17 protein-coding genes are annotated in these 25,325 nt (G+C 67.8%); 5 read left to right on the plus strand and 12 right to left on the minus strand.

The window, feature by feature from the left end:
• Positions 1 to 107 precede the first annotated feature (107 nt).
• Genes ACFO5K_RS14770 through ACFO5K_RS14785 form a run of 4 tightly spaced genes read left to right on the plus strand, consistent with a single transcriptional unit; the run spans position 108 to position 11,530 of the window.
• The gene (locus tag ACFO5K_RS14770; RefSeq protein ID WP_378561939.1) at positions 108 to 8,504 is read left to right on the plus strand and encodes an SDR family NAD(P)-dependent oxidoreductase; all 8,397 of its coding nucleotides are present in this window, start codon (positions 108 to 110) and stop codon (positions 8,502 to 8,504) included.
• A gap of 38 nt (positions 8,505 to 8,542) precedes the next feature.
• Positions 8,543 to 10,111 carry an NAD(P)/FAD-dependent oxidoreductase gene (locus ACFO5K_RS14775; protein WP_378561942.1) on the plus strand — a complete coding sequence of 523 codons (1,569 nt, stop codon included), beginning with the start codon at positions 8,543 to 8,545 and terminating at the stop codon, positions 10,109 to 10,111.
• A 22-nt stretch (positions 10,112 to 10,133) separates the two neighbouring features.
• The gene (locus ACFO5K_RS14780; RefSeq protein WP_378563859.1) at positions 10,134 to 11,039 is read left to right on the plus strand and encodes an SDR family oxidoreductase; all 906 of its coding nucleotides are present in this window, start codon (positions 10,134 to 10,136) and stop codon (positions 11,037 to 11,039) included.
• Positions 11,040 to 11,050: 11 nt separating this feature from the next.
• Positions 11,051 to 11,530, plus strand: a complete 480-nt coding sequence (locus ACFO5K_RS14785; protein WP_378561945.1) for a PaaI family thioesterase — start codon at positions 11,051 to 11,053, stop codon at positions 11,528 to 11,530.
• Positions 11,531 to 11,609: 79 nt separating this feature from the next.
• Here the strand turns inward: ACFO5K_RS14785 and ACFO5K_RS14790 are convergent, their stop codons facing one another.
• Both ACFO5K_RS14790 and ACFO5K_RS14795 read right to left on the minus strand, forming a co-directional pair.
• Entirely contained in the window at positions 11,610 to 12,251 is a 642-nt protein-coding gene (locus ACFO5K_RS14790) for a LuxR C-terminal-related transcriptional regulator (RefSeq protein ID WP_378561948.1), read from the minus strand.
• A gap of 79 nt (positions 12,252 to 12,330) precedes the next feature.
• Positions 12,331 to 13,050 (minus strand): alpha/beta fold hydrolase, encoded by a 720-nt coding sequence (locus ACFO5K_RS14795; protein WP_378561951.1) that lies wholly within the window; start codon positions 13,048 to 13,050, stop codon positions 12,331 to 12,333.
• 179 nt (positions 13,051 to 13,229) lie between these two features.
• On the opposite strand from ACFO5K_RS14795, the gene ACFO5K_RS14800 reads away from it, so the two are divergent.
• Positions 13,230 to 13,874, plus strand: coding sequence for a TetR/AcrR family transcriptional regulator (locus tag ACFO5K_RS14800; RefSeq protein WP_378561954.1), 645 nt, complete (start codon positions 13,230 to 13,232; stop codon positions 13,872 to 13,874).
• Positions 13,875 to 13,888: 14 nt separating this feature from the next.
• On the opposite strand, the gene ACFO5K_RS14805 is transcribed toward ACFO5K_RS14800, so the two are convergent.
• From ACFO5K_RS14805 to ACFO5K_RS14850, 10 genes are all read right to left on the minus strand, one after another.
• Positions 13,889 to 14,794 (minus strand): ketopantoate reductase family protein, encoded by a 906-nt coding sequence (locus ACFO5K_RS14805; RefSeq protein WP_378561957.1) that lies wholly within the window; start codon positions 14,792 to 14,794, stop codon positions 13,889 to 13,891.
• Between the two features lie 66 nt (positions 14,795 to 14,860).
• Positions 14,861 to 16,132, minus strand: a complete 1,272-nt coding sequence (locus ACFO5K_RS14810) for a glutamate synthase-related protein (RefSeq protein WP_378561960.1) — start codon at positions 16,130 to 16,132, stop codon at positions 14,861 to 14,863.
• Complete coding sequence (locus tag ACFO5K_RS14815) at positions 16,129 to 17,124, minus strand: asparagine synthetase A (RefSeq protein ID WP_378561963.1); 996 nt, start codon at positions 17,122 to 17,124, stop codon at positions 16,129 to 16,131. The genes ACFO5K_RS14810 and ACFO5K_RS14815 overlap by 4 nt, the downstream gene beginning before the upstream one ends.
• Positions 17,125 to 17,160: 36 nt before the next feature.
• Complete coding sequence (locus ACFO5K_RS14820; RefSeq protein ID WP_378561966.1) at positions 17,161 to 18,408, minus strand: ATP-grasp domain-containing protein; 1,248 nt, start codon at positions 18,406 to 18,408, stop codon at positions 17,161 to 17,163.
• Positions 18,405 to 19,664 carry a methylaspartate mutase gene (locus ACFO5K_RS14825; protein WP_378561969.1) on the minus strand — a complete coding sequence of 420 codons (1,260 nt, stop codon included), beginning with the start codon at positions 19,662 to 19,664 and terminating at the stop codon, positions 18,405 to 18,407. The genes ACFO5K_RS14820 and ACFO5K_RS14825 overlap by 4 nt, the downstream gene beginning before the upstream one ends.
• A gap of 1 nt (position 19,665) precedes the next feature.
• The gene (locus tag ACFO5K_RS14830; RefSeq protein WP_378561972.1) at positions 19,666 to 21,147 is read right to left on the minus strand and encodes a hypothetical protein; all 1,482 of its coding nucleotides are present in this window, start codon (positions 21,145 to 21,147) and stop codon (positions 19,666 to 19,668) included.
• Entirely contained in the window at positions 21,144 to 22,379 is a 1,236-nt protein-coding gene (locus ACFO5K_RS14835) for an ATP-grasp domain-containing protein (RefSeq protein ID WP_378561975.1), read from the minus strand. Before ACFO5K_RS14835 ends, ACFO5K_RS14830 begins: the two co-directional genes overlap by 4 nt.
• The gene (locus ACFO5K_RS14840; RefSeq protein ID WP_378561978.1) at positions 22,379 to 22,867 is read right to left on the minus strand and encodes a cobalamin B12-binding domain-containing protein; all 489 of its coding nucleotides are present in this window, start codon (positions 22,865 to 22,867) and stop codon (positions 22,379 to 22,381) included. The genes ACFO5K_RS14835 and ACFO5K_RS14840 overlap by 1 nt, the downstream gene beginning before the upstream one ends.
• Positions 22,867 to 24,111, minus strand: coding sequence for an MFS transporter (locus ACFO5K_RS14845; protein WP_378561981.1), 1,245 nt, complete (start codon positions 24,109 to 24,111; stop codon positions 22,867 to 22,869). Before ACFO5K_RS14845 ends, ACFO5K_RS14840 begins: the two co-directional genes overlap by 1 nt.
• Complete coding sequence (locus tag ACFO5K_RS14850) at positions 24,108 to 25,175, minus strand: LLM class flavin-dependent oxidoreductase (RefSeq protein ID WP_378561984.1); 1,068 nt, start codon at positions 25,173 to 25,175, stop codon at positions 24,108 to 24,110. Before ACFO5K_RS14850 ends, ACFO5K_RS14845 begins: the two co-directional genes overlap by 4 nt.
• Positions 25,176 to 25,325 lie beyond the last annotated feature (150 nt).

Here is a 25,325-nt window from a genome sequence, read left to right on the forward strand (position 1 = left end):
AGCCGCCGAAACCGTTCCGGTCGCGTGCCTGCAGTGATAAAAATTTCTTCCCAAAGAGGTTGGCGATGAACTCTGTCCATGCATCCCCCACTGATTCCGTCCCGACGATGCACGAAGGAATCGCGGTCGTGGGAATCGGTTGCCGATTTCCCGGCCGAGTTCGCAATGTGGACGAGTTCTGGAAATTCCTGAGCGAGGCACGCGACGCGGTCCGCGAAGTTCCCGAAGACCGGTGGAATGCCGCCGCTTTCTACGACCGTGACGCGGCCAGGCCCGGACGTATGCGCACCCGTACGGGCGGTTATCTCGACGATGTCTCCTCGTTCGACGCGCATTTCTTCGGCATCACACCCACCGAGGCGGCGCGGATCGACCCGCAGCAGCGGTTGTTCCTGGAAACCACCTGGGAGGCGTTGCAGGACGCGGGCATCGTCCCCGAGCAGATCGCCGGGGAGAAGGTGGCCGTGTACGCCGGGGTCTCCGGCCACGACTACGGCATCATCCAGCTCAATCCGAGCAACCGGAACCTGATCGGCGGTCACACGATGACCGGCGTCACCAATTGCATTGTGGCCAACCGGGTGTCGTATCTGCTGGACCTGCGCGGGCCGAGCATGACGGTGGACACGGCCTGTTCGTCTTCGCTGGTCGCGATCCACCTGGCGATCCGCAGCATCCGGTCGGGTGAGGCGTCGATGGCGATCGTCGGTGGTGTGAGCACCCTGCTGTTGCCCGAGGCCACCATCGGATTCAGTCAGGGCACTTTCCTCTCGCCCGAGGGGCGGTGCCAGTCGTTCAGCCGGACCGGTGACGGCTACATCCGCAGTGAGGGTTCGGGCACGATCGTGCTCAAGCCGGTGTCGGCGGCCGTCGCCGACGGCGACCACATCTACGCGGTACTGCGCGGCAGTGCCACCAATCAGGACGGGCGCACGACCGGCATCTCGGTGCCGAGCGAGGACGCGCAGGCGCAGATGATCATGGACGCGTGCCGGGACGCGGGCGTCGCCGCGTCCGACGTCGGATACATCGAGGCGCACGGAACGGGCACCGCCGTGGGCGACCCCATCGAGGCGCGCGCATTGGGCAAGGCGCTGGGCGCCGGGCGCGACGGCGAGGACGCCTGTGTCGTCGGCGCGGTGAAGTCCAACGTCGGTCACCTCGAGTCGGCGGCGGGCATGGTCGGCATCATCAAGGCGTGCCTGGTCGTGCGCAACGGTGAGATTCCGGCGAATCTGCATGCGGACGAACCCAATCCGGCAATCGACTTCGACGAGCTCGGGCTGCGGCTCGCCCAGACCCACCAACCGTGGCCGAAGACGGGACCACGCATCGCGGGGGTGAACTCGTTCGGCTTCGGCGGATCCAATGCCCACGTGGTCCTGGAGGGCCCGCCGGTCACCGCACCGCAGGCCGAACCGGTGCCCGACAGCGCCGCCGAAGTGCCGGTGCTGTTCGCGCTCAGCGCCAAGACCGACGACGCGCTGCGCGCCTACGCCGCGGACTACGCCGATTTCCTGGCCGACCCGCACAATGCCGCTCTCGGCCTGGCGGCGGTCGCCGCGGCACAGGCACAGACGCGCTCACATCACGACCGGCGTCTGGCCCTGGTGTGCTCATCGGTCGGGCAGCTGCGAGACACCTTGCGCCAGCACGCCAACGGCGCGGGCAGCGCAGCACCCAGTGGCCTCGCGACACCGGGCACCAAGCTGGTTTTCGTGTTCTCCGGTCAGGGCCCGCAATGGTGGGCCATGGCGCGTGAGCTGCTCGCCGACAGTCCCGTCTTCCGCCGCACCGTCGAGCGCGTGGACGTCGAACTGCGCAAGCACGCCGATTGGAGCGTGCTCGAGGAGCTCGGCCGCGACGAAGCCGAGAGCCGGATCGGGGAAACCTTCATCGCCCAGCCCGCGGTGTTCGCGGTGCAGCTCGGGCTGGCCGCGCTGTGGCAGAGCTGGGGCATCGTCGCCGAGGCCGTCGTCGGTCACAGCATCGGTGAGGTGGCGGCCGCCGCCGTCTCCGGCGCGCTGTCGTTCGAGGACGCGGTGCGGGTGATCTTCCATCGCAGCCGGGTGCAGCAGCAGGCTTCGGGCAAGGGCAAGATGCTGGCCGTCGGCCTGCCGTATCACGCTGCCGAGCAGCGCGTCACCGCCTATCGCGGGCGGGTCGAGGTCGCGGCACTCAACGGCCCGGAATCGACCGCGCTGGCCGGTGATCCCGACGCACTCGAGCAGATCCAGCGCGAACTGGAGTCCGAGCGGATCTTCTGCCGCATGCTCCAGGTGCAGGTGGCCTTCCACAGCCACCACATGGACCCGTTGCGCGAGGAGCTGCTCGCTTCGCTGGCCGGCATCACCTCGGGCCCGGCGACGGTGCCGATGTATTCGACCGTGACCGGTGGTGTCGTGCCCACCGGCGGCCTCGACGCCGAGTACTGGTGGCGCAACATCCGTGAACCCGTCCGGTTCGCGCCCACCGTGGACCGCCTCATCGAGGACCAGCACCGCACCTTCATCGAGCTGGGGCCCCACCCCATCCATTCGACCGCCATCGGCGAACTGCTGGACAAGCGCCAGGCCGACGGCATCGCGGTGCCGTCGCTGCACCGCAAGCAGAGCGACCGCGCCACCTTGCTGTCGTCGCTGGGCACGCTGTACACCGCCGGTTACGACCCGGCGTGGGCGAGCGTTTTCGAGGGCCACACCGGGCGGGTGCCGGTGCCGTTCTATCCCTGGCAGCGCGAAACCTACTGGCTGGAAACACCGGAGTCGCGCGACGAGCGCTTCCCCGAACTCGGGCATCCGCTCGTCGGGACCCGCCGGCCCGTGGCCGACGAACCGGACAAGCATGTCTGGGAGATGGTCATGGACACGGCCACCTTCCCGTGGCTCGACGACCACCGCGTGCAGGGGCCCATCGTGTTCCCCGGCGCCGGCCACCTCGATCTCGTGATCGGTTGCCTGACCGAGGTTTTCGGGCCGGACAAGTACTCGGTCGAGAACGTCGAATTCCGCCGCCCCCTGTTCACCTTCGACGACCGGCCCGCCCCCCGGGTGCAGGTGGTGGTGACCAAGTCGATGCACTTCGGCGTGTACAGCCGCCAGGACGGTGACAAGGACTGGGTGCTGCACTCCTCGGGCACCGTGCGCCGGGGCGCTCCCGACACCGAACTGCCCGTGCCGTTCGCCGAGCTCGACGAGCAGTGCCCACTGGAGTTCGACCCGGCGAAGGTGTTCGCGAAGTTCCGCAACAACGGCCTCATGCTCGGCCCGACCTTCCGGGCGATCACCCAGCTGCGCTACGGCGAGTTGTGCTCGCTCGGGCGCATCGATACGCCCGAGGCGATCAGCGACGAGGCCGGGCGGCACATGATCCATCCCGCGCTGCTCGACGCGTGCTTCCAGTCGCTGTCGATCGCGATGGGCAACGATCCGAACACCGAGGACAAGACGCTCTACATTCCCTTCGACGTCAAGCGGTTCAGTTTCCACGCCAGAGCCGGTAAGCGGGTGTTCTGCTACGGGCAGGCCAACGTACTCGACGACCCCGCCTACTGCGAGGGCGATCTGTGGCTGCTCAACGAAGACGGCTCGCTGGTGGCCCACTTCGAAGGGTTCAAAGGCAAGTCGATCACCCAGCCCACCGAGGACCGCGAGACGCTGCTGCAGTGGCTCTACGAGTACCGCTGGCATGCGGCACCGGTGCGCGCGAGGACGCTGCTGCCCGCGGACTTCATGCCGTCGGCGCCGGCGCTGGCGGCGGCCGTGCAGCCGGTCCTCGACGAGATCCGTGACTGGTCGCTCAACCGTGAATACCACGCGGAAACCGAAGCGGCGATGGACGAGCTCTGCATCGCCTACGTGACCGAGGCGTTCCACCAGCTGGGCATGGAGTTCGCCCCGGGACGCACTTTCACCCTGGACGAACTCTCGCGTGAACTGGGCGTGCACGACAAGCACCGCGACTACCTCGCTCGCCTGCTGGAACTGCTGTCCAGGCACGGGATCACCGGCAACGACGGCGACGCCTGGCAGGTGCGCACGGTCCCGGCGCGGGTCGACACCGCGGCGGCGCTGGCCCGGCTGCGCGAGCGGCATCCCGAATGCGAGGCCGAGTACGCGGTGCTCCAGCGCTGCGGCACCGAACAGGCCGCCGTCCTTCGCGACGAGGTCAACCCGGTCGAGCTCATCTTCCCCGAGCACGAGTTCCAATCGGTCGTCGATCTCTACGACACCTCGTTCTCGTTCGAGCGGTGCAATCGCGCGATCGCGACGGTGATCACCGAGGTGGTGCGGGCGCTGCCGGCCGACCGGCCCATCCGGGTGCTCGAGATCGGTGCGGGCACCGCGGGTACCACCGGCTGGATCCTCGACCAGCTGCCGGCCGAGCGCGCCGAATACGTGTTCACCGACATCAGCCAGCTGTTCCTGAACAAGGCGCGCCAGCGTTTCACCGACTTCGGCTATGTGGACTACCGGATCCTCGACATCGAGAACGACATCGCCGAGCAGGGATTCGACCCGCACTACTTCGACATCGTCGTCGCGGCGAACGTCCTGCACGCCACCGAGAACCTGCGTGTCACCCTCGGCAATGTCGAGCGGCTGCTCACCGCGGGCGGGCTCATGGTGGTGGCCGAGGAGACCAACCCGCCGCACTGGGTCGACCTGACCTTCGGCATGACCGACGGGTGGTGGCGGTTCACCGACCGCGACCTGCGACCGCACTACCCGCTGCTGTCGGAGGACGCGTGGCGGGAGTTCCTGCCCACTGCGGGCTTCGCGGACGTCCAGATCTTCTCCGACATGACCGCACCGGAGCAGACGGGCTGCTCGGTGATCGCCGCGCGCGCCCCGCAACGGGATCTCGACGCCCATCAGCCGCGCGTGGAACCGGGCGCATGGGTCGTCCTGGCCGACGCCGACGGCGTCGCCGAGCACTATCTGGCCCAGCTCGGGGCAGCCGCGGCGGGGAGCGTGGTGGTCGCCCGCGCAGCGTCTTTCGAGCAGCTCGACGACCACAACTTCCGGGTCGACCCGGCCAGCGCCGCCGATCTGCGCCGGGTGCTCGAGCTGGTGCGCGAAGCCACCGGCACGGTGGCGGGCGTAGTGCACCTGTGGAATCTGGACTTCGCCACCACCGACCTCACCACCGAGTTGCTCGAGCAGGCGCAGCGCCACGGCGCCTACAGCGTGATCGCGGCGGCGCAGGCGGTCGACCAGCTGGATTGGGCGGTGGCGCCGCGGTTCTGGGTGGCGACGGCCGGTGGTCCGGTCGTCGTGGCCGACGACCGCACCGCACCGTCGCAGCTGCCCGGCTGGGGCATCATGCGCGTGCTGCTCAGCGAGCACAGCAGCCTGCGGGCCAAGATCATCGACTTCGATCCCGCCGCCGGGCCCGCCACGCGGGCGGCTCAGCTGTTCGACGAACTGCTGCACGTGCGGACGACGGAGGAAGAGGTCGCCTACCGTGCCGGGGCCCGTTTCATCGACCGCTTCGAGCATCTTTCGCTCGCCGAGTTCGAGTCCTCGGTCGCGACGCGCACCCGGGTATCGGAGGCGACCGACTTCGTGCTGGCCGTGCCCGCCGAACCCGGAATCGAAGAACTGCGCTACGAGAACCGGGCCGTGCCCGCGCTGGGCCCGAACGACATCGCCATCCGTCCGGCGGCGACCGGTCTGAACTTCCGCGATGTGATGCTGACGCTGGGCATGTTGTCCGAGGGCGCGACCTCCGGTGGCTTCTACGGCGAGCACATCGGGGTGGAGTGCGCGGGTAGCGTCACCGAGGTCGGCTCGCAGGTCACGGCCTTCGCCCCCGGCGATTCGGTGATCGCCTTCGCCCGTGGGTGTTTCGGTTCCCGGGTGGTCACCGACGCGCGGCTGGTCCACCCGGCGCCCGCCGGCCTGTCGGCCGCCGACGCCGCGACGCTGCCGATGGCCTATCTGACCGCGTGGTACGCGCTGGTGGAGGTGGGCAGGTTGCGCGCGGGCGAGCGGGTCCTGGTGCATGCCGCGGCCGGCGGTGTCGGCTTGGCCGCGGTCCACATCGCGCATCGGCTCGGCGCGACCGTGCTCGCCACGGCGGGTAGCCCGGAGAAACGGGCCTACCTGAGCGACCTGGGCGTGGCCGGGGTCTTCGATTCCCGTTCACTGACCTTCGCCGACGAGATCCGGAGCAGCTACGACGGCGTGGACATCGTGCTGAACTCGCTGCAGGGCGAGGCCATTCCGAACAGCCTGGCGCTGCTGAAGCCGCACGGCCGGTTCATCGAGATCGGCAAGAAGGACATCTACGACGACTACAAACTGGGGTTGAAGCCGTTCGGCAACAACCTGAGCTACTCGGCCGTCGACATCGACCGCATGTTGCTCGAGGCACCGGACCGGTGCGGCGAGGCCATGACGGCAGTTCTCGAACACGTGCGGGCGGGCACCCTGCCGCCGTTGCCGCACACCGATTTCGATGCCGCCCAGTTCGCCGCGGCGTTCCGGTACATGGCCGGTGCCCAGCAGATCGGCAAGGTCGTGGTCGAATTCGATCCCGGCACCGAGGTGCTGATCCATCCGAGGGCCACCGGTGAGGAGCCGTTCGACCCGGCCGGCACCTACCTCGTCACCGGCGGCTACACCGGTTTCGGCCTGCGGACCGCGCAATGGCTGGCAGGCAAGGGCGCGCGCACGATCGTGCTGGTCGGGCGCCGGGCCCAGCTCGACACCGAGAACGAGCAGCCGATCGCGGACCTGCGCGCCGCGGGCGTCGACGTGGTGCTCGAACGTGCCGATATCGCGGTCGAGGCCGAGGTGGTCGGCCTGCTGGAGCGGGTCGCCGCGCTACCGCCGTTGCGCGGCGTCTACCACGCCGCCATGGTCATCGCCGACGGCCCGCTGGCCACCATGACCGAGGAGGAGTTCCTGCGGGCGATGCGGCCCAAGGTCGACGGTGCCTGGCATCTGCACACCCACACCCGCGCGCTCGACTTGGACGCGTTCGTGATGTTCTCGTCGATGAGCTGGAACGTCGGCACGCCGGGCCAGGCCAATTACGCCGCGGCGAACGGCTTCCTGGAGGCGCTGGCCGTCCACCGCCACCAGCTCGGGCTGCCCGCGCTGACGGTGAACTGGGGCGCCATCGCCGAGGTCGGGTTCGTGGCGCGCAACAAGCTCGACACACTGTCCTGGCTGGGCTGGACACCCATCTCACCCGACCACGCCCTCGATTTCATCGGCCGCTGCCTGGTACAGGGAGTCGACCGCGCCAGCGTTTTCGGCGTGAACTGGGCGAAGATGAATCAGGTCATGCCGATCGTGCGGAGCTCGCCCCGGCTGGCGCACCTCGCGGTGGGCGACACCGCGGGCTCGGCGGCCGCGTTCGGTACCGAGGGGCTGCGCGCCGAGCTGTTCGACCTGCCGGACGAGGACCGGCTGTCGCGATTGACCACCGCGCTCGCACAGCAGATCTCGCGGATCTTCGACATGCCGGTCGAGCGCCTCGCCCGCGATGTCGGCCTGACCGATCTCGGCATGGACTCGCTGATGGCCGGCCAGATCCGCAACATGCTGGCCAAGCATCTCGAGATCGACTTCCCGACGATGGGCCTGATGCGCGGTCCGACGATCACCGAACTGGCCCAAGAGGTGCTCGCGCAGGTCGACGGCGAAATCACCGGTGTCGCACCGGCACCGGCCCCCGCCACCGGCCCGGAACGCTGGATCCGCACGGTGGTCGGGCGCTCCAACACCGCCTCGGTGCGACTGTTCGCGCTGCCCTTCGTCGGTGGCGGCGCCTCGGTGTTCACCCCTTGGCCCGACTACCTGCCGGACTCGGTCGAGACGGTGGGAATCCAGTTCCCCGGCCGCGAGGAACGGCTCGGTGACACACCGGTCAGCGCGTTGCCGGAGTTCGTCGCGGAGCTGGCCGAGGCCATGTTGCCCTACCTGGATCGCACCTTCGTGATCTACGGGCACAGCATGGGCGGGTTGCTGGCCTACCAGCTCACCAAGTACCTCGAACAGCATTACAACGAGGTGCCGATGAAGTTGGTCATCGGTGGGTGGCCCGCCCCCACGCTGGTGGAGAAGTACGTGCGGGGCCTGGCCCACATCCGCGACGGTTTCGATCTCGACAGCGAGTCCGACAGCCGGGTGCTGGCAGTTCTGCGGGACAACAAACTGCTCGACATCCCGGTGGCCGAAGAAGCCTCCATCCTGCACTGGATGCCGTCGATCCGGGCGGATCTGAAGATGCTCGGCGACTACCGCTTCGGCAACGGCTACACCCTGCGCGCCCCGATCTCGGTCCTGCGCGGCGCCGACGACCCGGTGTTCGACGAAGACCAGATGCAGGGCTGGGGCAAGTTGACCAGCGGCGGGTTCGCCCTCACGACCGTGCCCGGTGGGCACCTGTTCATCCAGAACCCGGACCCGCAGGTGCTGCGCACGATCACCCAGGAGCTGTCCGCCGAGGACACCTTCCCGAACTTCACCAGCCTGGCTTACGGGCACTGAGCCGGCCCACGGACGAACAGCACGAACGGGGAACACTGATGGAGCAGAAGAAGCGGTACGACGTCGTCATCTGTGGTGGCGGCCTGGCGGGGCTCACCCTGTCCCGGCAGCTCGCGCGGGCCATGCCCGACCTCACGGTGCTGGTCCTGGAGCGCAGCGGCGGCGACATCCCGGACGGGGCGTACAAGGTGGGTGAGGCCACGGTCGAGGGCGGCGCCCAATATTTCGGCGAACAACTCGGCCTCACCGGGCAGCTGAACCGGCGCCACCTGCACAAGCTCGGGCTGCGGATGTTCTTCGGCGATGCGCAAGGGCCGCTCGAACTGCGGCCCGAACTGGGTGCGCGGCGATTCCCGCGGGTCACGTCCTATCAGATCGACCGCGGCAGATTCGAGCGTGATCTGCGGGCGGGCGCCGCCGAGCTGGGCACCCATCTCATCGAGCAGGCGAAAGTACTCGACGTCGAACTGTCGACCACCGACGACGACCACATCGTGCACTTCGAGGTGGCCGGCGAGACCGCTGAGCAGACAGTGCGGGCGCGCTTCGTCGTCGACGCGTCGGGCCGCCAGCGGATCTTGCAGCGCAAGCTCGGGCTGAGTGCCCCGAGCCCGCACAAGATCAATTCGGCGTGGTGGCGGTTGCGCGGCGAGTACGACGTCGAGCGGATGACCGACACCACGAACCCGGCGTGGCGGCCACCCACCCAGGAACGCCGGTGGTTCTCCACCAATCACCTGATGGGCACCGGGTACTGGGTGTGGATGATCCCGCTGGCCTCCGGCAACACCAGCATCGGCATCGTGACCGACGAGGATATTCATCCCTTCGGGACCTACGGCACGCAGAAGAAGGCGCGCCAATGGCTCGGCGAGCACGAGCCCACCCTGGCGTCGTTCATCGACGACGCCGAGCAGCTCGACTTCCTGCAGGTGCGCAACGCGAGTTATGGCTCCCGGCAAATCTTCTCGCAGCACCGGTGGGCCTGTGTCGGTGAGGCCGGCGTCTTCCTCGATGCCTTCTACAGTCCGGGTTCGGATTACATCGCCTACACCAACACGATCACCACCCGCATGATCGAACTCGATCGCCGGGGTGGGCTCACCGCCGAGGTCGCCCAGACCTTCAATCGGCTGATGCTCGAGGACATGTGGCCCAACTACTTGGGGATGTATCACCAGAACTACTCGATCTTCGGCAACGCGCCCGCCATGTTCACCAAGGTGATGTGGGATACGTCGTTCTACTGGGCGCTGCCCTCGCAGTTGTTGTTCCGGGGGTTGATCGGCAACGAGGACGCGGCGGCCGAATTCCACCCCATCGCCACACGATTCCAGGGTATCCAGGCGCGCATGCAGGCGAACCTGCGTGCGTTCGGCGCCCAGGCCACCGAGCCGGACAAGTATCTGTTCGTCGAATACAGCAAGGTGCCGATCTGCGCCCAACTGCACCTGGACCTGCTCACCGAGAAGACCGCCGACCAGACCTTCGGCGACATGCGGCGCAATGTCGACCGGCTCGAAGCGTGGGCCGAGTCGTTCGAGCAGGAAGTCGGCGCGCGGTTCGACCTGCCCGCGCGGGAGCCGGCCGTCGCCGGCGGTCGCTGACGAAGAATCCAAGGAGCATCACATGAGACAGTTCGAAGGCCGGGTAGCCGTGATCACCGGCGGCAGCCGTGGGATCGGCAAGGCACTGGCACTGGCGCTGGCCGAGCGAGGTGCCTCGGTTGTCATCGGCGCGAAGACGATGGAAACCGGCGGACGGTTGCCGGGCAGTGTGCCGGAAACGGTGCGCGAGATCGAGGAACGCGGCGCGCAGGCACTGGGCGTGCGCTGCGATGTGCGCAGCGAAGCGGATCTGCAGAACCTGGTGGACCGCACGGTCGAACGGTTCGGCCGGCTCGACATCCTGGTCAACAACGCCGGTGCGATGTGGTTGCAGTCGGTCGAGGGCACGCCGCAGAAACGCTACGACCTGGTGATGGCCGTCAACGCCAGGGCGCCGTTCCTGCTGGCGCACCACTGTATTCCGCATATGCGCCAGGGCGGCTGGGGCCACATCGTCAACTTGAGCCCACCGCTGGACCCGGAGGGAATTCAGCACATGGGCGGCAAGGTGGCCTATATGTCGTCGAAACTCAATGCCACGCTGATGACGCTGGGCTTGGGCAAAGAAGTGGCGGCCGACGGCATCGCCTGCAACACGCTCTGGACGCGCACGCTGATCGGCACGGCGGCCACCCAGAATCTCGGCATCGGAAATCCGGCTGACTGGCGCACCGAGGACATTGTCGTCGACGCCATGTTGGCTGTGCTGGAACAGGATCCGGCGAAGTTCACCGGAAATTCCCTCATGGACGATGAGGTGCTGGCACAGTTCAAGGGCATCGACGATCTGTCGCGGTATCGGTTCGTCCCCGATACGGAGCCGACACCGATGACGTGGGAACGCTGGGACCTGGTGGCCGAGGTCGCGCAGCAGATGTATTTCTCCGCCCTGGCCGCCGCCAATGCGCCGAAAACACCCCAACAATAGAGGAGCTGTCCATGCCAGATGAAACCGTCATCACCGGGCACGACGAGATCGTCAAGCACGCGATCACGGCATTCGACCATCTGCCGATCCCGCCCGGCGTCGAGCTCGCACTGCCCCCGCCGTCGACGACGACTCTGGGCTTGCAGTACCAGGAATTCGTTGTCGGCCGATCGCTGTCGGCCACGGTCGAGATCCCGGCGCAGTACGGCAATGTGATGGGGTTGCTCCAGGGTGGTTTCCTCGCCGCGATGTTCGACGATCTGATGGCGCCGCTCAGCTATCTGACCGCGAAGAACCCGACGACGACCATGGACCTGACAACGCATTTCATGCGCCCGGTGTTCGTCGGCGAGCGCCTGACCCTGACGGCCACGATTCGTAAGCCCGGCCGGTCGGCGATCTATATCGCCGCCGAGGCACACAACGGGAACGGCAAACTCGCGGCGACGGCGATCTCGACACTGCAGGTGATGCAGTTGCCGGCGCCCTGACCACGGCGGCAGCGCACAGCGGCGACCCCGGTGGGATTCCATCGGGGTCCGCCTGTGTGTGCCGGGGACAATGGCGAATTCAGGCCGAGGTGCGCCACGATTCCGCGCGCACGGCCACGACCGCCGCTTCTATTCGGCTGTTCACCCCGAGTTTCGCGAGAATTCTGCTGACATGCTCTTTCACCGTGTCCGGACTGATGAACAGCCGTGCCCCGACTTCACGGTTCGACAGTCCGTCGACGATGAGATAGAGGATTTCGGTTTCGCGACCGGTCAGCAGGGAAAGGCGCTGGTAGGTGTCCGGGTCCGCTTCGATGCGATCAGCGTGCTCGAGTGCCGCGGTGGCGAGGATGATTCCCGATGCCGCCACCTCCAGCGCATCGAGAATCGCGTCGGCGCGGAAATCAGCGGCCAGCAACAGATCGACCTCGAGTGTCTGTGGGGCCGTTTCCTTGTGTACGAGCAAAGCGATGAGTGGCCGGCGATCGAGCGACCGTAATTGCCGCACAACGGGCGCCAGCCCGGCTCGCGGATCCGTCGACGCGTCGAGCAGCACGATGTCGGGCTGCCAGCCCGCGGCCGTGGCCACCATCGCCGGAATCGGGGCGAGCCGAATCTGTTGATTCGGTCTGCTCGCCCGCTGGAATTCACCATTTATCGTCGAGCAGCCGGACTCGGCGACCAGTGTGCGGCGCGGTGGCAGTCGAATGTCCAGTCTCATATCTCACGATCCCTACCACGGCGCCATCAAGGCGACGTGCGCTGAAACAGGCCGATTCGGTGGCGAATCAGCAGTCGAGTCAGTTGTGCCGGAGATATCGCTGCAGTGCCAATGGCGGCCATCGAGCGATGATCTCGGCGAGGTCTTCGGGACGATCCCGGGCCACGAGATGGCGGGCGCCTTCGATCGGAACGACCGTGGTGTGTGGCGCCAGCCGCACGAATCGATCGACGTCATCGTCGTCGATGGGTGATTTGCCGTCGGCCCGGATCAGCAGGATGGGGACGTCGAGGACATCGGTGGCCCGCCCGAGCTGGGGAATGCGGGCGAGGAGATCTTCGACGAGCTCGGTGTACGGACTGTGATCGATTGTGGTGGTGAGGAATTCGAGTACACGTTCGGGGTTCATGGTGGACACCGCGTCGACGAGCACCAGGCCGGCGACACGTCCGCGCACCTCCGCGTCCGCGAGCGCGACGATCGCGGCCAGTCCGCCCAGTGACGCCCCGACAACGACGCACCCGGACTGTTCGGCGCGCACCATCGCGGCGATATCGGCCGCGCACGGCGCCACTGTTCGCGCTTGCCCGCCACTGTCGCCGTGCCCGCGCAGATCGAAGGCGACACATCGATACCCCGCCGCGACGAGGCTCGAGACCACCGGATCCCACACGCGGGAGCGCTCACCACCGGCGTGGAGCAACAGCACGGTCGGCCCGGCGCCGGCGGCGAGTCCACGCAGAACGGTGCCGTCGGGGCGCGTCAGACGACGCAGGCACGGGGCCGAGGGATCGTTCATATAAGACCTTCCGCGTTGCCCACGTCTCGTCGAAGAGTCGACTCGATGAGAAAGACGATTGCGTAATGCACTGCCCGACAACAGGTTAAGTTTGTGATGTCGATGACTGCGGCGTCGAAGTCCCGTTGGATCAGTAGCCTAAGCGCATTACCTTGACCGGTCAAGGTAACGTAGGCTATGTGACCACCTCACGTGTACGGCGCTCCCCGGAGGAGGCCCAGCGCCTGATCCTGGACGCCGCCGAGCGACTACTCGCCAGCGGCGGTGTGGCCGCCGTGCAGGTCCGTTCGGTTGCCGCCAGTGTCGGCATGACCGATGCGGGCCTCGGGCACCATTTCGGTACTCGCGATCGCCTCCTGGAGGCGCTGCTGCGCCACGGTGGGGCCAAGATCACCTCCGGCCTCCAAGAGGTGGTGGAGTCCAGCCTCGTCCAGTCCGCGGACCTGTGCAGGTTCGTGGACACCCTCGCGGCCTTCTACCGGCAGGGCTACGGCGAGCTGGCGATCGCGCTCCATGCCGCCGGGTGGCGCGATTCCGGGTCCGGGATGCTGAATCCCGTGGTCGAAGCACTGCATGCGCTGCGCCCCGGCAACGGCGCCGGCATCCCGATCGACGACACCCGGCTCGCGGTCGCGGCGCTGCATCAAGCCGTCGCCACCGAATCCGTCTACGGGACGGTCTTCCGGCGCAGCGCCGGGATCACCGGACCGGAAGCCGACGATTCGCAGCGGCAACTCCGCTGGTGGACAACAACCCTCACCCGCGCCCTCGGCATCGGTGATCCACGGCCCTCGCCGGCGGAGCCGTCCGGGCACACGAGCTGAGCGTGCTCGCCCCGTCAGCTCGCCGCCGCCAGCACCTGCCGCACCAGTTGCTCGGTCAACGGGGCGGGCACGGCGTGCAGCGCGCTCATCCGCAGCAGAGCACCGCCGATGGCATCGGATTCCAGTGACCGGCCGGCCTGGGCATCACGCTGCATCGACGACATCGCCAGATCCGGGAAGGCATCGTAGAAACGCAGTGCCGCCTCGACATCCACCTCGACACCGCAGGCCCGGCTGATCTCGGCGATCTCCCCGAGCACCGCGACCAGCTCCGCACGATGCTCGGTCCGGATCGTTCCGATCGGGGCGCGATAGTGGGTCGTCATCAGCGCGAACGGTGCCAGCGCGACGAGTTTGCGCCAGAGCATGGCGGTCTCGTCGTCCTGGACGCGGGCCACGATGCCCGCGCCGGTGAGCGTGGCGGCCAGTGCGCCGAGCTGATCGCGCGCGCCGTCGGCGCCCGCGAGATCGACCTCGACGAACGAGCTGCCCTGCACGATCAGGCCCGGTTCGGTCCGGGTCGATTCCACCCGGATCACCCCTGGTGCGACCAGTTCCGGCCGATACCGCTTCCGGAGAATGCCGGGATGTTCGATCCCGTTCAGCAGTGGCACCAGCAGTGCCGTGCCGGCGACGTCGGGATCGATCCGCTCCAACGCCGACATCAGGTCCGGCTGCTTCACCGCGATCAGGCATGCGTCGACAGGCTCACGCAATTCGGTGTCCGCCGCTACGGCGACGTCGAACTGCCCGAACTGCGCGCTGCGGACCCGCATCCCGTCCACCCGCAGGCTGTGCACGGTGTCGGGCCGGCCGAGGAAGATGACCCGATGCCCGGCTCTGGTGAGCAACGCCCCGAGCAACCCGCCGATGCCACCGGCCCCGAGCACGGCGACCCTCAGCTGCGTGGATTCCGCCATCGTCACACCTTTCCGAGATCTGAGTTTCACAACCTGTTCAGCGCTGCCGCCGGGAACGGGCTCACCTCACGGTGATCCGTCGGTGCCGGGCAGCCAAACATCGTCGGCACCGATATCTTTCACCTGGTAGCACCCCAGCGCACTGAGAATCAGGCGCATTTCCAGCGCGAGACATTCGAGCAACGCCGCCAGGCCCCGGTCGGGGTGCTCATCGGCGGCGATCAGCGCCGCGCGCCCGAGGCCGACCGCCGAGGCACCCAGGGCCAGGCATTTCACCGCCCGGCCGCCCTCCCAGATCCGGCCCGACACCAACAGGTTGTGACCACGGGCGTCGATGCGCCGCAAGCATTCGGCCAGCGGCAGGCCGACCTGGTCGAGGAACCCGAGCGGCGCCCAGCCGGTGCCGCCCTCGGCGCCGTCCACGGTGACCGAGTCGGCACCGGCCGCCCACGCGAGGGCCGCCGCCCGGTCGACATCCCGGGCGGGCGGCAACTTCACCCACACCCGGCAGCGCGGATAGTTGTTGCGCATCAACTGGATCTGTCGCCGCAAGATCTCTTCGTCGAAGGTGCCGGGCGTACCGCAGCGCAGCACCGGGGCGTCGGCGTCGCCGTAGATGTCGACCAGGTCGTACTGCGCAGCCAGTCGTTGCGCTCGTTCGCGCGGGACCAGGGTCATGCCACCCAGACCTGGCTTGGCGCCCTGTCCGACCTTGAGTTCGAAAGCCAGGCGGCCGGTGCTCGACAGCGCTTCCACGGCGGGATCGCTGTACACCAGATTCCACACCTCCGCGTCCGCGTCCTCGGTGCTCTGCTGCACGACCACACCACCGACACCGTCGGCCACCGATTTCGCGTACTCGGCGATGCGCAGCAGCAAAGCGCCCGGTTCCTCGTCGACGTGGCGGCCGTAACCGGACACCGGGACGATGTTCTCCCCGATCACCATCGGCACGCCCGCCGCCGCGGCCTGGCGGGCCACCGCGGCACCGAGGTCACGCGAGGCGGCCGCCGTCGAACCGAACGCCGAGATGTAGACCGGCAGAGTGGAGTTCAAGCCACCGATTACGGTGCCGAGGTCGACGTCGCCCACCAGCGGTTCACGACCGAGTTCGAGCATGGCCGCCATCCGTTTCGGGACGAACACCGGCGGCACCAGCCGTGCCCGATCGAGGGCGTCGGTCGCGGCCGGCGGCGCTGACGCCCCGAACAGTGCCGAACCGTACCGATCCCGGTCGGGAAAGACCGCGCCGGCACCCACCCGCGCGCGGGCCCGCACCTGCTGCTCCGGGAATCCGTTCGCGGACAACGTGCGGGCCGCACTGCCGGGTTCGGTCACGGCCGCGCCTGCCCCGGCAGCTTGGGGTAGGCCGTGGCCTCCCAGACCGCGTCCAGCCCGCCGAGGAACCGCGTGAACCGCTCGACACCGAGCCCGAATCCGGCACTGGGCGGCAACCCCTTGCGCGCCAGCGTGAGGTACCACTCGTACTTCGCGGGATTCTCACCGGTCTCCCTGATGCGCCGCATCACCCGGCCGTAGTCGGCTTCCCGCTCACTGCCGCTCATCATCTCGCCGAACCCGCCGGGAAAGATCAGGTCGAAGTTGCGCAGCACACCGGGTTCCTGTGCGCTCTCGCGGTCGTAGAACCCGCGCGACCCCTTCGGATAGTCGGTGATGAAGAAGGGGATTTCGCGCATCGTTGAAATGAGTTCCTCACCGACCCAGTCGATTTCGGTGTGCTCGTCCTGGGGATGGCCGAGTTCACGCAGGTCGCCGACCACCTCCGAATGCCGTTGCCTGCCGTAGCGCCGCGCGACGGCACGGGTGAGTTCGCCCTGATCGCGGCCCAGGATCTCCAGTTCACGACCGCACGTGGCCACCACGTGCTCCACGCAGTGCCGGGTCAGCCGTTCGGCCAGGTCCATGGCCTGCGCACGGGAGCCGTGGGCGAATTCGACATCGAGCTGATGGAACTCCACGAGATGCCGGTGGGTCACCGCCGTCTCCAGTGGTTCCAGCCGGACGTTGGGTGCCAGGCAGAAGATCTTGCCGAAGCTGAGCAGAGACGCTTGTTTGTAGAGGATTCCGCTGGTCATCAACTTGTACCGATGGCCGTAGTAGTCGATGTCCACCTGCTTGGCGCCACGGGCGCCCGGGTCGGTGACCGGCCCGATGATCGGCGGCAGCAGTTCGGTGAAACCCTCCGCGGTGAGGAACTCCCGTGCACCGGCGAGGAATTTCGCCTGCATCGCCAGGGTCGCGACGGTCCGTGGTGAGGTCAGGTGCAGATACGGCGCCGGCGGGCTGGTGGTCATCGATTCGGTACTCACGAAATCTCCCTGCGCGAATGTTGGTCAGTGGATCGGTTACAGCACCCGGTGTTCGAGTCGCCGTAGGGCTTCGTAGGACTGCTGTATCCGCGCGGCATCGTGGTGGACGAAGAACACCACGCCGGGTGCGGAGTTGAGGTCGACTGTCGGTGTGGTCGGTTCCCCCTCCCCGGCCCGGAAGCGCGCGCTCTCGAAGGCCGGTAGCCGGGCCAGTTCCTCGGCGAGCCGGGCCCGGGGAAACGCGACCTTCCGGTGGGCGATGAGGTTGACGCAGCGGGCCGCCGCCCGCTGCTCGTAGCGCGCCGGGCGCGCGGCCAGTGCCCGGCCGGCACCGGCGTAGCAGTCCAGCGTCAGGTCCACCTGATTGGCACCGGTGCATTTGTCCAGCGCCGCGGGTTCGGCCAGCCCGGACAACCGTGCTCCGGTCTCGAGCAGCACCGGGCCCTCGACGGTTTCGATCAGCTCGGTGTGCGCGGGTCCGTTGACCACGCCAAGAGCGTCCAGGCAGCCGCGAACGTAGGCGAGTATCGGCGGCAGTCGCCGGTCGGCCGGAGAGACCAGTTCCTCGAAATCATAGATCCGGTGCCGGTGCGCCACGGTCCGCTTGCGGCTGATCCACGCGTCGGTGAACCAGTGCGTTCCATCCCGGCTGACCGAGTTCACGACGTATTCGTCGCCCTCGAGATACTCCTGGGCCAGCACCTCGTTGTTGACCCGCAACATCAGGTTGGTCTTGCCCACGATGGTCGCGACCGCCGCGCGCACATCGTCATCGTCGGCGCAGACGAACACCGCATCGGACCCCGCACTGTCCAACGGCTTGACCACGATTCGGTCCAGTCCCGCGTCGCGGCGCCACCGCAGCACGGCCTCGGCGTCGTCGCCGCGGTATTGCCGGGCCGTGCGCAGACCCGCCGCGGCCACGGCCGCGAGCATGTGGAATTTGTTGCGCCGCAGCTGGGACCGGGCCGGATCGTTACCGCGCAGGCCGAGTTCACCGGCGATCTCGTCGGCGGCTTCCACACCGAACTCGCTGGCGGGGATCACCGCCACCGGATCGGCCGCCGCTATCCGGTGCACGACGTCACCGCCGCTGCCCGGATAGGTCAGGTCCGCGTCGAACAGGCCGGCGGGCAAGCTCGCGGCGAAGACGGCGGGCAGTTCCCGGCGCGATCGCACATGGATCAGGCGATAGTCGGGCGCGGCTCGCCTAGCCAGCAGCGCACCGGTGGACAGCGCGTCCACCAGGACCACGGTGGGCCGATTCCGGCGGTCCGCGATCATCGCGGGTCCAGCGCGTGCTCGGTGCGCTCGTCGTAGCGGCGCGCGACGTGGTTGAGCGTGTCGAAGAGGCGATCCGACGTCAGCTCCGGCCGCGCGGCGCGCTCGGCGCTACGCGGCAACGGGAGCCGGCCCCGAGAGCCCCACACCAGGGCACCGCGTTCGTCGATCAGACAGGTCGTGGCTCCCCTGTTGTCCTGGTGCAGGCAGAACGGAACGTCGAGCAGACCCCGGGCGAACGCCTGGATCAGGGCGGTACCGACGTCGCGGTGCAGGCCCAGGACCGCGTCGACGAGCAGCCGTGCCTCCGTCAGGATCTCCGCGCGGTAGCCGAGCTCGACCGCGGTGACGGGGGCGGGTGGGCCGGCGGATTCCGCCGACGCCAACCGCAGTGCGGCCACATTCTCCGACACCGACGGGATCTGCCACGCTTCCGAGGCCGTTTTCACGATCAGCCGCTCACATCCCGCGTCACGAGCCAGCCGGGCGCTGTCCCGGATCAACCGGGTGGCGCCGTCCGGAGTTCTGGGGAACAGCCCCATATAGGTGTAGAGCACCACGTGGCGGACCGTTGCACTCAGATAGGTCTCGGCCAGCGCCCGCAACGCGAGCACCGCGCCCCGGTCCTGCGCGGGCAGGGTGCCCTGGGTGTAGCTGAGCGACAGATGGCGGATCCCGTGCTGCTGGAAGAAGCACCCTTCCAGCACCGCCACGGCCACCAGCAGCGACGGCGGGCACAGCTGCCCCAGCAGGCAGCCACCGAAGCTCTCGATGTGGCCGGATTCGGTTTCGCCCGCCAGGTACCGGCAGCTTTCCGACCAGGCGGCCACCGTACGTTCCAGCGGCAGCCGGCTGTAGGGCAGGCAGTAGGACACCGGCCCACCCTCGGTGGCGTCGAGCCCGGCCTCGACCAGTCGGCGAAAAATCCACTGCGGCAACGCGGTACCGTGGCGCACCTGCACCGGGAAGCCGGGTCCGTGCAGCTCGTCTAGCAGCGCGCTGGTCACCGCGACCGGATGCGACACCAGCGGGTAGCCGTTGAGCTCGACCCCGGCGGCGAGCTGAGCGAGCGGGGTGTCGTGGTCGCCGACGCGGGTGTAGCTGTCCACGGTCAGCGTCCCGACGACCGGCAGGTCAAGGGCGGCGAGCTGGGACAACCCGGACCGCATCGCCGCCGGGCGACCGAATCCCATCCGTGGTTGCACCACCAGCCGGCCGGCGCGGGCGCTGTCGGCGACAAAGCGATCGAGATGACTCACCTCAGCGTCCTGAGATCAGTTCGACGACCGGCACGCCCGTGCGCGGATCGACGGTCCGCACGCCGTGCTTGTGTGGATCACCCGAACGCACCCGCGCCATCACGGTGTCCCGGCGGGAGAAGTCCACCAGGGCACTGTCGTAGAGCGTGCGCAGATGATCGATGGACAGCCCGGACACCTCGGCGAGCCAGTCGGCCTCGGCCTCGGTGCCGGGTTCCGCGCGCAGGGCCGCATGGCATCGGTCCGCCCGGTCGACCCGGTCGGGATGGCAGCGCTCGAGGAAGGCCACCAGGCGTTGTCCCTGGTCGGTGAACGGAGAGAACACCATCGCGGCCAGGGCCCGCTCGGGCAGGTCGAAGGCTCGCCGGGCGAAGTCGGCGGCCACGGTACGCCGCTCGCTGACCTTCGCCGGCGTGTCGTAGCGGCCAAGGGCCAGCTGGATGAGGCGGTCGGGCATCTCCTTCTTGCGCATCATCGTCTCGGCGAACTCCAGGTACTCACCGATGCCGGCCGCATAGCTGCGTTCCTCGACCAACTCGGCCCGCAGCCCGCGCAGGTGCGCCATCAATGTCGGGTTGGCGCAGTCGGACTCGGTGAAACTGAAGGCCAGGTCGTCGAACCGGAAGCCGAGAAAGTCGACGATCAGGTCCCAGTGATCGTGTACCCGGTAGCTCACCGAGTCGTAGATCGAGACGAAGCGCGGCTGCGCACTCCGGTCGCCGACGGCCACCGAACGCTCGACCACCTGCGCTTCGCCGCCACCACCGAACAGCTCGCGGTAGTACGCGTCGCCGATGCCACGCAGCGCCCGCAACAGGTCCGAGAACACCATCGTCCCAGCCTGATCGGGCTCGATGCCGATGTCGCGGGCCAGCCGGCGGATCCACGCGGCGTAGAGCGCCTGCTCACGGCGGGAGTCCCCGGTCATGATCGCGTCGACGCCCCCGTCCCACCACGCGGCCCGGCCGTAGAAGTCGGCGACCGCCAGATTGCAGCTGTTGCAGAAGGTCGGCCGTCCGTCACCGGCCGAGCGGTGGCCGTTCATGAGGACATCGACCCGGTTGACGGTGACCAGGCTTTCCGGCAACGGCAGATCGACCCGGAAGGGGCGGATCTCGGTGCGGTCGACGGTGAGCAGTTCGGCGCGGTCGTCGTCGAGCATCCGCAGCGCCGCGTAGACCCGCTCGATGTTCTCCATCACCGCGAGTGGCACACCGGCATGTCGCATGTTGGCCACGCGCACCGTGAACGTGCGGCCGTGCTCCAGGCGCAGATGCAGCTGCACGGCACGCACGAAGGCCACGACATAGCTGCTGTCCTTGCCGCCGCCGTAGGCGACCATGACCTTGTGCGCACCGATCCCGTCGATGCCACCGGCGGCGTCGAGCAGTTCCTGACCCAGCGCGCGGACACCCTGCCGCTCGGCTTCGGACAGGTACTCGATCAGGCATCGGTACAGGTTGAGGTCGTCGTGATAGGTCACAGCGGCACCGCCTCGAAGCAGAAGTTGTCGATGATTTGCCTGATACCGGCCTCGGCCGCGTGTTCGTTCTCGTGCAGCACGATGAACCGGCCGCAGTGCACCGCGTCGTAGGAGCCGCCCGGATCCAGTACGTCGCCGGGCGCGGGCAGCAGTTCGCGCCAGATGATGGGCACCCGCTCGCGCATGGACGCGGCCTCGACCACGCGCACGGCGTGATCGGGTTTGGGCAGCACCAGCCAGCCACCGGAGGGGTCGCCGACTTTGGTGAGCGCCGGGACCGCCTGTCCGGCAAGGGCGCGGAGCCACACCTCGTAGAGATTGATGCCGAACAGCTTGTTCAGCAGATGGGGCACCTCGGCCCCGCCGACCCGGCCGCCGACTTCCAAGAACACCAGTTCGCCCGCGTCGGTCACGAACAGTTCCAGGTGAAAGGGGGTGGTACACAGGGCGAGCGCATCGACGCACCACTGGGTGAATTCCTCGATGCGAGTCCGCAGGCCGGATTGCTGCACAACCACCGACCCGAGCGCAGCACCGTTGGCGAACGACAGACAATCGTTGACGTATCGGGAGACCACCTGGAAGCCGATCCGCGATTCGTCGTCGGCGTAGCCGTCCACATGGTAGATCGCGCCGGCGACGAACTCCTCGATCTCGTAGCCGGACAGCTCGATCGAGGACAGCACGCGTTCCAGCGCCGCCGGATCGTCCACCTTGTGCACCCCGATGCTGGCCGCACCGTCGACGGGCTTGAGCACCACCGGAAATCCCCACCGATGCGCCGCGGCCCGCACCTGCTCGGGACTCACGCAGGACTCGAACCGGGGCACCGGTATTCCGGCCGCGGCCAGCACCTGTTTCATCCGCACCTTGTCCCGGTACCGGGCGACCTCGGCGGTGGTCGGTCCGGGAATCCCGAGTTCGGCACGAATCTGCGCCGCGATGCCGAGGGTGAACTCCGACAGCGCGATCAACCGGTCGACCGGGCCCACCTTCTCGGCCACCCGGACCAACGCCGCGCGCAACAGGTCCACATCGTTGACCTCGTCGACCTGTTCGAGGTGCGCGATCAGCGATTCGTCCACCAGCACGCCCGCGGCACCACCGGCATCGACGATGTAACTGACCTGGTTGCCGACATGGTCGATGAAGTCCTCGTACCGGGTGAGTTCGTTGTCCCAGCGCACTCCGTCGGCGAAGCGTGGCCACCGATTGACGACGACGATGTGCATCAGCGCACCTCCGGCGCCGGCACCCGGCCGCCGTCCCATGGGGGCACGGGTGCCGCTTCGGCCTGCCAGGCCGAAAACCCGGCCGCCACACCCTGATTCAGGAAGCGGCGAAAGTTCTGCACCGCGTCCTCGCTGGTGAACACGTCCAGGTAGCCCAGGGCGAGCAGGTCGCGCCGCGCCCGGTCACCGGCCGACATCGCGGTTGTCAGCTTGCCGCCGATCACGCACGCCACGTCGAGACCGTGCGCGCGCAGGGCCGACATCAGGTCGCGGGCACCGTGGCACCCGTGGCCGTTCACACTCGACACGACCAGCAGGTCCGGGCGCTGCGACGCGACCGCGTCGACCACCTCGCCGATCGGGGTGCAGGGTCCGAGGTTGCGGACCACGCCTCCGTGTTCTTCGAGCAACTTCTGCAGATACACCAGATTCCAGATGTGGGAATCGGATTCGACCGTGCTGAGCACGCACCGAAATTTCGCTTTCATCAAACGACTCCAACCGGCGAGCTCGCACGGGCAGCGATCGCCGTACGGAAACTCGCCATCGTGAGTGGAAGAAACACCGAACCGAACAGACACAGCGCGATCGCCAACCCGGTGATCAGACGCTGCGGGCCCACCGCGGCGCCGAAACTCGCCACCAGGACACCCGCGATCGGATAGGACAGCAGGTTGAGCAGGTAGAAGGGGCCCATGACCTTGCCGAGATGCTCGTGCGGAATGACCTTCAGTCGCTGGGTCCGGTTGTACACGTTGTAGACAGCGACGCCGGTGATCACCGCCACGAACCCCGCCGCGTAGACCGGGAACGCGGACGCGGTGCCCACCAGCAGCAACGCACCGCACAGCAGCGTGAAGCCGGTGACCGCGAGCATGCCGATCCCGAAGCGGCGCACCAGGATCGGGATCATCAGCAGATTGAGCAGGCCCATGACGCCGACCGCGGTGTTGAGCAGTCCGTACGCGGACTCCGAAGCCTGGAAGACCCCGGTCACCAACACGACGTTGGCGGCCAGCAACGCCGCCACGGACAGATTGATGGCGAAGTTGAGGATGCCGAGCAGCAGCACCGGACGGTTGCGGGCCAGCAACTGCCAGCCGACGCCGAGTTCGCGCACGACCTTGCGGGCCGACCCGTCCACCACCACCTGCACCGCGCCGCGCGGCAGCGGCAACCAGCACGCCGCGCTGATCGCGAAGACCGCCGCGGCGACCCACAACAGCCACACCTTGCCCAGGTACACCGCCGCCAGCGCCGCCGCGGCCGGGCCCATCGCCATCGCCAGCAGCTCCATGTTCTGCACGAGCGACTGCATCGTGGCGACCCGGTTCTTCCGAGCCAGCTGCGGCACCATCTTCTCCACCGACATCCGGATCGGCGCCATGCACAGCGACAGGCACGCGCCGCCGGTCATCAGGGCGGCGGTGGTCCAGGACGGGACCATCAGGCAGATCATGCCCACGCAGCACAGGACCGCGGCCCGCACCATGGCGGCGCGCCGGAACAGCCGGGCGCCACCGTCGCGGTCGGCCATCAACCCCGCGAACGGGTAGGCCAGCAGGCTGGGCAACCATTCCAGGGCGAACGCGGCACCGAGGTCGGTCAGCGACTTCGTGTCCTGGAAGATCAGCAGCGGCACCGCGAACAGGACGACCTGTTCGGCGATCAGCCCGAGCAACACACCGGCGGCGAACAGCGCCCGTAGGCGCGGCGGGGGGTCCTTCGTCATATCCGCTGGTCCACCTGCTCCCGTTCGCGGATGAGCGGCAGGACATGGGTGTAGAAGACGCGCATTTCGTCGCGGGTCGGCCAACCGGAGAAGATGAACTCACCGACGCCCGCGGCCTTGTACCGGAAGAGGTATTCGGCGACCTCGTCGTAGCTGCCGACAACGCACAGCGCGGGGCCGCCCCGGTAGGCGACCGCACCGGAGTAGATCATCGGCGAGAGCCAGTCGTCGGCGGCCTGGTCGGCGAGGCGGAACGAATTGCGCACCGCGTGGGAATCGGAGGCGGCAACGAACTGCTCGACCCACGCGCGATGATCCTCGTCCGGGTCACGCATCATGGCGGCCAGGTCGGCCAGCGCCTGTTCTCGGGTTTCCCTGGCCAGCACGTGCATTCGGATGCCGACGCGGGTGTCCTTGTCCAGCACCGGTTGCGCGGCCGTGGCGATCCCCTCGGGGGTGTCGCCGTAGCGCAACCAGCAGTCGCCGTATTCGATGGCCGTTTCCTGAGCTACCGCCGACGCGCCACTGATGTAGATCTCGGGCCTGCCACCGCCTTTGTAACCGAGGCCCAGCTGTGCCTGTTCGATCCGGTAGTGCGCACCGGTGAACGACAACGGGCTCTCTCCCCGCCAGAACCGGTGCAGCACATCGAGAAACTCGCGTGAGCGGGCGTAGCGCGCGTCGTGGGCCAGGAAATCGCCGTAGTACGCCTGTTCGGCTGGCGAGATGCCGGCGACCAGGTTGAGCGAGATCCGCCCGTCCGACATCCACGACACCGTGTTCACGATCTGCGTGAACAGGGTGGGCCCCACCAGTCCCGGCCGGTAGGCCAGGATGAATTTCACCCGTTCCGTTTCCCGCACCAGGGCGCCGATCATCGGCAGGGGGTCGGGCATGTGATAGCTGATCCCCATCAGCAGCGAATCGACCCCGAGCGCGTCGGCCTCACGGGCGAAATCGACTATTCCGTCGAAATCGAGTGCGCCGACCTGATATTTATCGGTCGCCTTTTGCTGTCCGCTGTCGAGCGGCGAGCACCAGTGAAATCTCAGCGGAGGGAGCATCGGAGCCTCAGAATTCGATACACGACTGTCACGAGACACGTCGACAGCAAAATGGCAGGTGGGCCTGAATACGGATTGGACATCGCTCGATGGGACCAGGCGGCGTGTGACCGATCGGAATGTAATGACCATAAACGAATCACTCGGACA

The organism is Nocardia halotolerans, from assembly GCF_042650145.1.
Classification (GTDB): Bacteria; Actinomycetota; Actinomycetes; order Mycobacteriales; family Mycobacteriaceae; genus Nocardia; species Nocardia halotolerans.